At 72.3% G+C, this 11,563-nt stretch carries 13 protein-coding genes; 4 read left to right on the forward strand and 9 right to left on the reverse strand.

The window, feature by feature from the left end; genetic code table 11:
- Positions 1-4 precede the first annotated feature (4 nt).
- Both ASE20_RS10890 and ASE20_RS10895 read right to left on the reverse strand, forming a co-directional pair.
- Entirely contained in the window at positions 5-460 is a 456-nt protein-coding gene (locus ASE20_RS10890) for an RrF2 family transcriptional regulator (RefSeq protein WP_056894582.1), read from the reverse strand.
- An 11-nt stretch (positions 461-471) separates the two neighbouring features.
- Entirely contained in the window at positions 472-1,218 is a 747-nt protein-coding gene (locus tag ASE20_RS10895; protein WP_056894583.1) for an SDR family oxidoreductase, read from the reverse strand.
- 277 nt (positions 1,219-1,495) lie between these two features.
- On the opposite strand from ASE20_RS10895, the gene ASE20_RS10900 reads away from it, so the two are divergent.
- A complete protein-coding gene (locus ASE20_RS10900) occupies positions 1,496-3,115 on the forward strand; it encodes an ABC transporter substrate-binding protein (protein WP_056894584.1) in 1,620 nt (539 codons plus the stop codon).
- A gap of 51 nt (positions 3,116-3,166) precedes the next feature.
- Here the strand turns inward: ASE20_RS10900 and ASE20_RS10905 are convergent, their stop codons facing one another.
- The 4 genes from ASE20_RS10905 to ASE20_RS10920 are packed head-to-tail and all read right to left on the reverse strand — an operon-like array spanning position 3,167 to position 5,983.
- Entirely contained in the window at positions 3,167-3,748 is a 582-nt protein-coding gene (locus tag ASE20_RS10905; protein WP_056894585.1) for a rhomboid family intramembrane serine protease, read from the reverse strand.
- Positions 3,749-3,766: 18 nt separating this feature from the next.
- Positions 3,767-4,231, reverse strand: coding sequence for a hypothetical protein (locus tag ASE20_RS10910; RefSeq protein ID WP_056894586.1), 465 nt, complete (start codon positions 4,229-4,231; stop codon positions 3,767-3,769).
- Positions 4,228-5,085 carry a dihydropteroate synthase gene (gene folP / locus ASE20_RS10915; RefSeq protein ID WP_056894587.1) on the reverse strand — a complete coding sequence of 286 codons (858 nt, stop codon included), beginning with the start codon at positions 5,083-5,085 and terminating at the stop codon, positions 4,228-4,230. Before folP ends, ASE20_RS10910 begins: the two co-directional genes overlap by 4 nt.
- Positions 5,086-5,095: 10 nt before the next feature.
- Positions 5,096-5,983 carry a glucosyl-3-phosphoglycerate synthase gene (locus ASE20_RS10920; RefSeq protein WP_056894588.1) on the reverse strand — a complete coding sequence of 296 codons (888 nt, stop codon included), beginning with the start codon at positions 5,981-5,983 and terminating at the stop codon, positions 5,096-5,098.
- A 130-nt stretch (positions 5,984-6,113) separates the two neighbouring features.
- Here ASE20_RS10920 and ASE20_RS24720 point away from each other — a divergent pair, with 130 nt between their 5' ends.
- On the forward strand, positions 6,114-6,293 hold the full coding sequence (locus tag ASE20_RS24720; protein ID WP_157538495.1) for a hypothetical protein: 180 nt from the start codon (positions 6,114-6,116) through the stop codon (positions 6,291-6,293).
- Here ASE20_RS24720 and ASE20_RS10925 read toward each other — a convergent pair.
- The 3 genes from ASE20_RS10925 to rfbA are packed head-to-tail and all read right to left on the reverse strand — an operon-like array spanning position 6,268 to position 8,997.
- A complete protein-coding gene (locus ASE20_RS10925; protein ID WP_225869079.1) occupies positions 6,268-7,110 on the reverse strand; it encodes an N-acetylmuramoyl-L-alanine amidase family protein in 843 nt (280 codons plus the stop codon). The two genes, ASE20_RS24720 and ASE20_RS10925, sit on opposite strands and share 26 nt — an antisense overlap.
- Positions 7,107-8,111 carry a UDP-glucose 4-epimerase GalE gene (gene galE, locus ASE20_RS10930; RefSeq protein WP_056894589.1) on the reverse strand — a complete coding sequence of 335 codons (1,005 nt, stop codon included), beginning with the start codon at positions 8,109-8,111 and terminating at the stop codon, positions 7,107-7,109. Before galE ends, ASE20_RS10925 begins: the two co-directional genes overlap by 4 nt.
- Positions 8,112-8,121: 10 nt before the next feature.
- Positions 8,122-8,997, reverse strand: coding sequence for a glucose-1-phosphate thymidylyltransferase RfbA (gene rfbA, locus ASE20_RS10935; protein WP_056894590.1), 876 nt, complete (start codon positions 8,995-8,997; stop codon positions 8,122-8,124).
- Here rfbA and rfbB point away from each other — a divergent pair.
- The gene (gene rfbB, locus ASE20_RS10940; RefSeq protein ID WP_056895150.1) at positions 8,987-10,015 is read left to right on the forward strand and encodes a dTDP-glucose 4,6-dehydratase; all 1,029 of its coding nucleotides are present in this window, start codon (positions 8,987-8,989) and stop codon (positions 10,013-10,015) included. The genes rfbA and rfbB overlap by 11 nt on opposite strands.
- Positions 10,016-10,044: 29 nt before the next feature.
- Entirely contained in the window at positions 10,045-11,226 is a 1,182-nt protein-coding gene (manA, locus tag ASE20_RS10945; RefSeq protein WP_056894591.1) for a mannose-6-phosphate isomerase, class I, read from the forward strand.
- The last annotated feature ends 337 nt before the right edge of the window (positions 11,227-11,563 follow it).

The raw sequence follows: 11,563 nt of genomic DNA on the forward strand, positions 1-11,563 counted from the left end.
CCTGTCAGCCCGCGCCGAGCTGCTCCCGCATCGCGGTCGTGTCGAAGGAGGACGCGAGGTCGGCCACACTCGTCCCCGCGAGCGAGCGGCGCCAGGCCTGCTCCGCGGCTGCCATCACCCGTGCGACCCCGCAGGGCCGGGTGCACGCCTCCGGCGGAGCCGCCAGCTCGCCCTGCTGGCGGATCTCCGTGCAGCGGAACGCCGGGTCGGGCCCCTCGACCGCCTCGACCACCTCGAGCACGGTGATCTCGCCGGCCGGCCGGGTCAGGGCGTAGCCGCCGTCGCGGCCCTCGACCGGGCGCACGATCCCGGCCCGGGCGAGGGCCTGCAGGTGCTTGGCGAGGTAGGTCCGGGACACACCGTGCAGGTCGGCCAGCCGCGCCGCCGGGACCGGCTGCTGCGCCTGGCTGAGCACGACGCAGCAGTGGACGGCCCACTCGACCCCGGCACTCAGCTTCACACCGCCGGACCCTACTTGCTGGCCAGCCAGGCGTCGTACGACGTCGGGGCGATCCACGCGCCGGCGCCGGGCGTCGCGACCAGGGCGGTGTCGTCGAGCGCGGCCCCGAAGTACCCGGACGCCGGGTCGGTGACGACCGTGCGCGGGTCGCCGGTGGCGGCGAACAGGCGCTTGACGAGCTCGTCGATGCCGAGCACGTCGGGCCCCGCGATCTCGACCACCCCGTTGGCCGGGGCACCGGTGACCACCTCGGCGAGGTGGGCGACGACGTCGCTCGACGCGATCGGCTGCAGCTTGCCGGGCGTCGCGCGCACCACGTCGCCCTCGGTGGACGCGTCGGCGATGCCGGGGACGAACTCGAAGAACTGCGTCGACCGCACGATCGTGGAGGGCACGGCGCCGCCCACGACGCCGGCCTCCTGCGCGAGCTTGGCCCGCATGTAGCCCGCGTCGGTCAGCCGGTCGAGGCCGACGATCGAGAGGATCACGTGGTGCCCGACACCGGCTGCGGCGCCGGCCGCGACGAGGTGCGCGGTCGAGTCACGGAAGAACGCGAGGACGTCGTCGTCCGCCCAGGACGGCGAGTTGGTGAGGTCGACGACGACGTCGGCGCCGGCGACCGCCTCGGCCACGCCCTGGCCGGTGGTGGTGTCGATGCCCGCCTCGCGGCCGAGCGCCACCACGTCGTGCCCGCCGTCCGCCAGGTGCGCCGCGAGCTGGCTCCCGATCAGGCCTGCTCCGAAGATCACGATCCGCATGACTGCCTCCAAACTCAGATGATGTTTATCGTAGATTACTACGACAAACATCATCCGAGTCAAGCGACGGCTCCGACCAGCGACGCGACGCCGCTCAGCAGCACGAGCCCGCTCGTCTGGTCGTCGAACCGGCGCTGGTCGATCGACTCCGCCCGGCGCGGACGCACCTCCCGGTGAGTGGGATCGGTCGCGAGGCGCCGGGACCCGCCGCTCCTAGCGTGACGCGGGACACACACCGGTGGTCTCGGGCCGTCCGGACCTACCCCTTGGAGGATCAGTGAGGAACCGCATCGCGCGACCCGTTCGCGTCGCCACCGCACTCCTGGCGACCACGTTGCTGGTCGCCGGTTGCGCCGGCAACGACGGCGGCAGCAGCGACACATTGGACGCGTCGTCGCTGACGAAGGAAGAGATCTACGCGGCGGGCGTCGTCGGCGCCACCGGTGACGAGGGCACCGCGAAGGACGGTGGCACGCTGACCCTCGCCGACTACTCCGAGGCGCGCAGCCTCGACCCGACGAAGACCATCCCGAACGGCGCGGCCGGCGGCAACGCACTGGCGGCCGTCTACGACGTGCTGATGCGCTACGACCAGCCGTCGAACGCCTTCGAGCCGTGGCTGGCGAAGTCGCTGACCACCGAGGACAGCACGACCTGGACGCTGGAGCTGCGCCCGGGCGTCACCTTCTCGGACGGCACCCCGCTCGACGCGAAGGCGGTCGTCGGGAGCATCGGCTACTACATGCAGAACGCCGGCTACAACACGCTCCTGCTCGCCACGAACATCAAGGCGATGGTGCCGCAGGGCGACGACAAGGTCGTGTTCACGCTCAACCGGCCGTGGATCACCTTCCCGAACATGCTGGCCAGCGGGCCGGGCATGATCATGGCGCCGGCGGCGTACGCGAAGGGGCCGGAGAAGTTCACCCCGATCGGCGCGGGCCCGTTCGCGCTCGACTCCTACAAGCCCGCCGAGGAGCTGCTCCTCAAGGCCAACGCGGACTACTGGAACGGCAAGCCGCACCTGGACTCCGTGCGCTTCGTGTGGCTCGGCAGTGACGCCGACCGCCTGTCGTCGCTGACCGACGGCAGCGTCGACGTCGCCAACATCCGCGCCCCGCAGACCCTGGAGAAGGCCCGCACCGACGGCTTCGCCGGCATCATGGCGCCGAGCGGCCTGGGGAGCCTGTACTGGCTGAACAACCGCGAGGGCCGCGCCGCTTCCGACGTCCGGGTCCGCCAGGCGATCAACTACGCGATCGACCCGGAGGTCGTCGCCGAGCGGGTCAACGGTGGCGCCGGCCTCCCCGGCCGCAACATCTACTCGCCGAGCGCGCCGTACTTCTCCGACGTCGACACCGCCGACCACGACCTCGAGAAGGCCAAGTCGCTGCTCGCCGAGGCCAGGGCCGACGGGTACGACGGCACGCTCACCTACATCGGGCAGTCCGACCAGGCGTCGCAGACCCAGGCCGTGACCGTGCAGGCGATGCTCGAGGCCGCGGGCTTCACCGTGAAGACCGACCTGCTGCGCAACATCGCCGACCAGACCAACCGGATCTACGTCACGCACGACTACGACATCGCGGTCTCCGCGATGAGCGTCCCCGACGAGGACCCGTACTCGCGGCTCGCCACCAACCTCAACAGCCAGTCCCCGCAGAACCCCTCCGGCTACGCCAATCCGGAGATGGACGCGCTGATCGCCAAGCTGCAGGCGGCTTCCGGCGACGAGGCCACCGACCTGCTGAAGCAGATCAACGAGCTGTGGCAGCAGACCGTCCCCGGCGTCGCGATGGGCGCGGGTGCGTTCTTCATGCCGTGGAACAAGGACGTCCACGGGGTCACCTCGACCTCGGAGACCCTGCTGCTCCTGGGCGGTGCGTGGAAGGGCTGATCCCTCCCCCGCTGCTTCCTTCTCGTGCGGCCCGGTGCTCGATCTCCTCGATCAGCGCCGGGCCGTACGGCGCTCACTGAGCACGATCGCCGCGACCACGCCCGCGATCGCCCCGAACAGGTGGCCCTGCCAGGAGATGCCGGGCTGTCCCGGCAGCACACCCCACAGGACGCCGCCGTACACGACGAGGACGACGAGCCCGATCGCGATCTCCGCGGGCTGGTGGTCCACGAAGCCCTGCACCGCGAGGTAGGTGATCCACCCGAAGATCAGGCCCGAGGCCCCGATGTGCACCGAGTGGTCGCCCGCGACGAGCCAGACCGCGAACCCGCCGACGACCCAGATCAGAGCCGTCGCCGCGAGACCCCTGGCCAGGCCGGTCGCGAGGGTCAGGAAGCCGAGCACCAGCGCCGGCACCGAGTTGGCGACGAGGTGTCCCCAACCGCCGTGCAGCAAGGGCGCCGCCAGGATCCCCAGCAGGCCCTCCCCCGACCGCGGCCGGATCCCCCACCCGTCCAGCCGGTGCGACGCGGCGACGTCGACGAGCTCGATCCCCCACAGCAGCACGACGAACGCCACCGCGGCAACACCCGCGACCTGCCAGCCCGGCCGGTCCATGACCTTGAGCTCCATGCCGGCCAGTGTGGCGGATCAGGCCCAGACGGCGACCCAGTACTGCACGCCGTAGGGCGCGTCGTCGTACAGCACCTCGGCGTCAGCCAGGGGCGGCAGGTCCCGGAGGCAGGCGGCGTCGGCCCACAGCTCCTCGGCGAGCTCGAGGTCGACCCCCGCGAAGGACGCACGCAGCGCCTCGTCGAAGGCGGCCGCACGCTCGTCGAGGTGTCCGGGCGCCTTCTCGGTGCGGGTGGCGGAGCCGTTGCCGACCACGAGGACGCCCGTCTCGCCGGACTCGACCACCGTGCCGCCGCCGGCAGCGACGAGCGCGGCGCCCACGCGGGCGCCCGACCCGCCGGTGGCGGCGGAGGAGACGATGCGGACGCGCGGGCCGAGCCGGCCGACGGCGTCGAGGCAGGCGGCCCGCAGGGGCGCGACCGGGTCCTCGATCGAGGCGTACGACGGCAGCAGGGCCAGCGTGCCCGGGACGAGCGCCTTCACTGGAGGCCCCGGATCGCGCGCAGGGGCGGGCGCCGGCCCGCGATGGACCAGACCATGTCGACGGTCTGGCGCGTCTCGGGGACCTGGTGGACGCGGTAGATCCGGGCGCCGGCGAGGGCGCACACCGAGGTCGCGGCGAGGGTGCCGAGCAGGCGGTCGCCGACCTCACGGCCGAGGGTCTCGCCCACGAAGTCCTTGTTGGACAGCGACACCAGGACCGGCCACCCGGTGGCGACCATCTCGTCGAGGCGGCGGGTGATCTCGAGGGAGTGGAAGGTGTTCTTGCCGAAGTCGTGGGCGGGGTCGATCACGATCGACTCCCTCGCCACACCGGCGGAGAGTGCCCGCGAGGCGTAGGCGACGGTGTCGGCGATCGCGGCGGCGACCACGTCGTCGTAGTCGATCCGGTAGGGCCGGGTCCGCGGGGTGACGCCGCCGGTGTGGGTGCAGATGATCGCGGCGTCGTACTCCGCCGCGACGTCGACCAGTTCGGGGTCCGCACCGCCCCACGCGTCGTTGAGGACGTCGGCGCCGGCGGCGCACACGGCGGCTCCGACCTCGGCCCGCCAGGTGTCGACCGAGATGACGAGGCCGGGGTAGGAGTCGCGGACGCGCGCGACGAAGTCGACCACCCGCGCCTTCTCCTCCGCGGCCGAGATCTCGACACCGGGCGCGGCCTTGATGCCCCCGATGTCGACGATCTCCGCACCCTGCGCGACCACCTCGGCGACGCGCGCGAAGGCGGCATCCTCCGCCCAGGTGGCGCCCTTGTCGAAGAACGAGTCGGGGGTCCGGTTGACGATCGCCATCATCAGCGCCTCGTCGTCACCGAACGCGTGGCGTCCGAGCTTCATCGCTGCTCCCTCACAGGTGGTCCTCCGCCGGCGGGCGCTCGAGGGTCGGTACGACGTGCTCGACCGGCTCGAGCCCGCGTAGGTACTGCCGCAGCACGGCCTCGTCGGCAGCGGCGACCCCGGAGCGGGCGAGCGCGGCCGCGATGATCTGGGTCGCCATGCCGCCGAGGTCGCGCAACGCCTGGTGCCGGTGGGCGCGGACGCCGAGACCGACCTGGGCGATCGCGGAGGGTCCGCCGCGGCGGACCGTGTCGACGAGCGCGGCGAGCTCGACGGCGTACCCGGTGGGGACGGAGAGGCCGGCGAACCACGAGCGGCGCACCGCCCACTCGCCGGCCAGTGGCTGCACCAGCGGGCCCAGCTCGGGGAAGAGGAGCGCGATCAGGGGGCGGGCGACGAGCTCGGTGACCCGGCCACCCTCGAGCGGGCCGTCGGCGCCGGGCCGGTCGTAGAAGCCCTTGACCAGCTGCACCTCGGGCGCGTGCAGCAGCGGCCCGAGCAGGCCGGGGACGAAGTGGGTGTCCCAGTCGTGGAGATCGGCGTCCATGAAGACGAGGAGGTCACCGGTCGTCACGAACAGCGACTTCCACATCGCCTCGCCCTTGCCCGGGTGGCTGCCCAGGTCGGGACGGATCTCGGCGGCGCGGTGCACCCGCGCTCCCGCCGACTCGGCGACGGCGTAGGTGTCGTCGACGGAGTCGCTGTCGATCACGACGATCTCGTCGACGAGCGACACGGTGTCGACCAGCGCCTCGCGGACCCGGCTCACCACGGCGCCGACGGTGGCCGCCTCGTTCCGGGCCGGTACGACGAGCGAGACCCGCTGCCCCAGCTCCCCCTTGCGACCCAGGAGTCCCTCGAGGCTCCAGTCGTCCCAGTGGGCGGCGTGGATCCCCATGCCCGCCAACCTACCCGGCCAGAATTGGACGAAGTTTGGCGAGGGTTCTGGTCACAGGGACCGACTCCGGTGCTACCGTCGAAATCTCGGGAAAAAGGTGTGGGCGCTCCCTCCCCCCAGGAGTTTCGCGATGAGTCATGGACGTTGGCGACGCAAGCTGCGCTGCCTGGTGAAGCACGGCCCTCGAGGCTGTCCGCACATCGAGCGGCACTCCCGCCGCCCGCGGCGGAAGAAGAAGCGGCTCGAGGCGTCGGGCGGCCGGCACCGGCCGCCCGTGAACATCGTCAGCCCTGCCGACCTGGTCCGCTGACCCCGAGGTACGCCCGGGCGGCGGCGACGATGGCCCTGGCGTACCGGCGCTGACCGGCCCTGCTCTCCATCAGCGCGCCCTCCTGCGGGTCGCGCATGTTGCCGAGCTCCGCCATCACCGCCGGTACGTCGGACAGGTTGAGCGTGCCCAGGTCGCCCCGGACGTCGATCCCCTCCCGCCCCCGGTACGACGACGCGGCGAAGCCGGCGCGCACCAGCGCGTCGCGCAGCAGCACCGCCAGCCGCCGGGACGGCTTCGCGATGTCGTCGGTCCAGCCGTCGAGCCGCTCCGGGCGGATCACGTGGAAGCCGGTCGCGCCGTCGGCGAGCACCCCGTCAGCGTGGATGCTGATCCGCAGGTCCGCCGTCGGGCCGGGCTGACCGGGGTTGCCGAGGCGGCCGCGCTCGTCGACGCACGGCCCCCACGCGTCGTCGGTGTTCGCCGAGCGCGTCAGCACCACGCGGGCGCCGAGCCGCTCCAGCTCGCGCCGCGCCTCGAGCGCGACCAGCCAGGTGAAGGTCGCCTCCGGGAAGCCGTCACGGGTGGCGGTGCCGGTGGTGTTGCACTCCTTGGTGAACCCGCCCGCGTCGACGGGCTCGCCGATCTCGGAGCCGAAGGCGCGGTTGCCGAGCTGGTGGCCGGGGTCGAGCACGACCACGCGGCCCGCCAGCGGTCCGCGACCCGGCGTCGCCGACGGGGGCGCGGACGCGGAGCCGGGCACCGATGGCGCCGTGCCGTTGCCTTCGGGGGCCGACGTCGAGCACCCCGCCGCGAGCACGGCGGCGAGCAGTCCCGGCACGACCCACCGGATGTTCATGCGTACCCGAGCACGTCCTCGCGCTTCTCGCCCCATGCCAGCGCCGACGCGATCGCCTCGTCGAGCGACAGCTCGGTCTGCCAGCCGAGCAGCTCGCGCGCCTTGTCGGCGTTCGCGAACGCACCGGCCGCGTCGCCCGGACGCGCGGGCGCCTCGGTGACCGGGACCGGCTTGCCGACGACCCGCTCGACGGCGGCGAGCAGCTCGCGGACGGTGACGCCGTCGCCCGAGCCGAGGTTGATGTAGGTGAAGGTCGCGTCGACCTTCGACAGCACCGCGTCGAACTCCTCCACCGCGCGCACGTGGGCGCGGGCCAGGTCCCAGACGTGGATGTAGTCGCGGATGCCCGTGCCGTCGCGGGTCGGGTGGTCGGTGCCGGTCAGCGTGAAGGTGTCACGGATGCCGAGGGCCGTCTGCGCCATCAGCGGTACGACGTGCGTGGCGTCACGCAGGTGGTAGCCGGTCTCCAGCTGCGGGTCGGCGCCGATGGGGTTGAAGTAGCGCAGGATGATCGCGCGCAGGTCGGTCGCCTTCGAGAGGTCTTCGAGGACCATCTCCATCATCCGCTTGGTCCGGGCGTAGGGCGAGGTCGGGTCGACCGGGTCCTCCTCGGTCACCTCGAACGCCGGCTTGAGCGCGTAGAGCGAGGCCGTCGAGGAGAACAGGATCCGCGGCTTGCCGAGGGTGGTCAGCTCGTCGAACATCTCGAGCGACTTCGCGACGTTGTCGCGGTAGTACTCGTAGGGCAGCGCGACCGACTCCGGCACGACGATCCGCGCGGCCATGTGGATCGTGGCGTCGAGGTCGGGGTGCTCCTCGATGATGCGGCGCAGCAGCGCCCGGTCGGCGATGTCGCCCTCGTAGAAGATGCGGTCGCCGACGTACTGGCGCGGGCCGGTGAGCAGCGAGTCGAGGACGACGGGGACGTGCCCGGACTCCTCCAGGGCCTTCGCGGTGATCGAACCGAGGTAGCCGGCGCCGCCGGTGACGAGGACCTTCATGGCCGCGAGCCTACTGACCTGTCCCTTCCTCGAGCAGATCGAGCAGGTACTGCCCGTAGCCGCTCTGCAGCAGGTCCGCGGCCAGCCGCGCCAGCTGCTCGTCGTCGATCAGGCCCATCCGCCACGCGACCTCCTCCGGCGCGCCGACCTTCGTGCCCTGCCGCGCCTCGAGCGCCCGCACGTAGTTGCCGGCGTCGTTGAGGTCGTCGAAGGTGCCGGTGTCGAGCCAGGCCGAGCCGCGCGGCAGCTCGTGGACCTGGAGCCGGCCCTCGTCGAGGTAGAGCCGGTTGAGGTCGGTGATCTCCAGCTCGCCGCGTGCCGAGGGCCGCAGTGTCCGCGCCTTCGCGACGACGTCGTCGCCGTAGAAGTAGAGGCCCGGCACGGCCAGCCGGCTCCGCGGCTTCTCCGGCTTCTCCTCGAGCGAGAGCGCGATCCCGTCGGGACCGACCTCCACGACGCCGTACGACGACGGGTCGGCCACGCGGTACCCGAACACCGCCGCCCCGTCGAGGTCGCGGAAGCGCCGCAGCGACGCACCGAGGCCGGCGCCGTAGAAGAGGTTGTCGCCGAGCACCAGGGCGGCGCTGCCGCCGGCGAGGTGGTGCTCGCCGACCAGGAACGCCTGTGCCAGCCCGTCCGGAGAGGGCTGCACCGCCCAGTCGACGGTGATCCCCAGCTGCGAGCCGTCGCCGAGCAGTTGGCGCAGCTGGTCGGCCTCGTGCGGCGTCGTGATGACCAGCACCTCGCGGATCCCGGCCAGCATCAGCGTGGAGAGCGGGTAGTAGATCATCGGCTTGTCGTAGACCGGCACCAGCTGCTTGCTGATCGCCCGGGTGATCGGCCGCAGCCGGCTCCCCGTGCCGCCGGCCATCAGGATGCCCCTCATACTTCCTAGACTCTTCCACGTGCAACGCGTCCTCGTCACGGGAGGAGCCGGGTTCGTCGGCTCGGCCCTCGTGCACCACCTGGTGGCGCACACCGACGTGCGCGTCACGGTCCTCGACAAGCTGACCTACGCCGCCTCCCCCGCCTCCCTGGCGGACCTACCGTCGGACCGGTTCGAGCTGGTCGTGGGTGACGTCGCCGACGCCGGCCTCGTCGACCCGCTGGTGGCCGCGCACGACACGGTCGTCCACCTCGCCGCCGAGTCCCACAACGACAACGCGCTCGACGACCCCGCGCCGTTCATCCACACGAACCTGGTGGGAACGTTCACCCTCCTCGAGGCGGTACGCCGCCACGACGCTCGCCTGCACCACGTCTCCACCGACGAGGTCCACGGCGAGCTCGCGCTCGGCGCCCCGGACCGGTTCACCGAGGAGTCGGCGTACCGCCCCTCGTCGCCCTACTCCGCCTCGAAGGCGGGCGCCGACCACCTCGTCCGCGCGTGGGTGCGCAGCTTCGGCGTCCGCGCGACGATCTCGACCTGCTCCAACAACTACGGGCCGTGGCAGCACGTCGAGAAGTTCGTGCCGCGCCAGGTGACCGAGGTGCTCGAGGGCCGACGTCCGAAGGTGTTCGGCACGGGAGCGAACGTGCGCGACTGGATCCACGCCGCGGACCACGCGTCGGCGGTGCTGGCGATCCTCGAGCGCGGCAGGATCGGCGAGACCTACCTGGTCGGCGCGGACGGGGAGCGCTCCAACCTCGACGTGGTCCGCCTGCTGCTGCGGATCCTGGGTCGTGCCGAGGACGACTACGAGCTCGTCGCCGACCGTCCCGGCCACGACCTGCGCTACGCGATCGACGCCACGAAGCTGCGGACCGAGCTCGGCTGGACGCCGCGGTACGCCGACCTCGCGGCCGGCCTGGAGGAAACGGTGCGGTGGTACCGGGAGCACGCGGACTGGTGGCGGCCGGCGAAGGCGGCGACCGAGGCGGCGTACTCCGCCAAGCACCAGTGAGGCGTTGTCACCTCCTCTAGAGTGACCCGGTGCTCGCGCTCACCTGCCCCACGCAGTCCTACGACTGGGGCTCCACGCATGCCATCCCCGGCTTCCAGCGCCAGGAGGCCGACGGCCGCCGGGTCGCCGAGGTCTGGATCGGCACGCACCCGCTCGGCACGGCGCGGGTGAGCGACGCCTCCGGTCAGGAGAAGCTGCTGACCGACGTCGCCGGCGAGCTCGGCTTCATGCTCAAGGTGCTCGCCGCCGAGCGCCCGCTGTCGATCCAGGTGCACCCCGACGCCACCCGCGCCGCCGCCGGCTTCGCCGAGGAGGAGGCGGCCGGGGTCGCGCTGGACGCCCCGGACCGCGTGTTCAAGGACCCGTTCCCGAAGCCCGAGATGGTCTACGCCCTCTCCACCTTCGACACCCTCGTCGGCCTGCGTCGCACGTCGGAGATCATGCGGATCCTCGACGCCCTCGACCACCCGCTCACGGACCAGCTGATGGCCGGCCTCGTCGAGACCACCGGCTTCACCGGCATCGTCCGTCTCATCGAGGGCCTGATCGCCTCGCCCCCGTCGCCCGAGGCGGTCACCGAGGTCGTCGCCGGCTGCCAGAAGGCGCTCGACGCGGGCCGCGACGTCAAGCGCGCGTTCGAGACGGCCGTCGAGCTGGCGGAGGCCTGCCCCGGGGACGTGGGCGTCATCGTGTCGCTGCTGCTGAACCGGCTGACGCTGCAGCCCGGCGAGGCGGCGTACCTCGCGACGGGGATCATCCACGCCCACCTCCGCGGCCTGTGCCTCGAGGTCATGGTCTCCTCCGACAACGTGCTGCGGGCCGGCCTGACCACCAAGCACATCGACGCCCCCGGCCTGGTCCGCTGCCTCGAGGAGGGCACCTCGCGCGCCGCCCGCGTCGAGCCGATCGTCTTCAACTACTCCACCGACGTCTTCGCCCCGTGCGACGACTTCGCCCTCTCCGTCACGCAGAGCTCCCCCGCCGACCCCGCCGGCGTCGCGCTGCCCGCCTCCGGCCCCCGCCTGCTGGTGTGCACCGGCGGCGAGGTCGCCCTCGCCAACCGCCGCGACGAGGTCCTCCGCCTCGGCCGCGGTGACGTCGCCTTCGCCGACGACAGCGACGGCGAGCTGCGCGTCGCGGGCACGGGTGAGATAGCGCAGGCGTTCGTCCCCGGTGCCGGCGGGCGCGGGCAGCTGTTCGACCTGATCTGAGCCGGCACCGAGCCTGCTCGGTGGTTGAGGTGTGAGGAGCGCCAGCGGCGAGCCCGCTCGGTGGTTGAGGTGCGAGCGCAGCGAGCCTCGAAACCTCTGGCCATGATGCTGGGACTTCCCCGGACGGGCTCGGGTCGGTCGGTGGTCGGGTTCTCAAGCGGCAGCGACGAGGAGCTGGGAGCGGGGCTGGGTCCGGCGATCGGGTGCGGTCTGCGCGGGGTTCTTCGTTGGTCGAGGAGGTCGCGCAGCGACCGTCTCGAGACCCCTGTGGATGGTGCAGAGAGCTGAACTTTCGCCTGTCCACAGGGGGGTCCTGCTCGTTTCCGGATGTCGGAGG

The organism is Nocardioides sp. Root240 (assembly GCF_001428825.1).
Lineage (GTDB): Bacteria > Actinomycetota > Actinomycetes > Propionibacteriales > Nocardioidaceae > Nocardioides.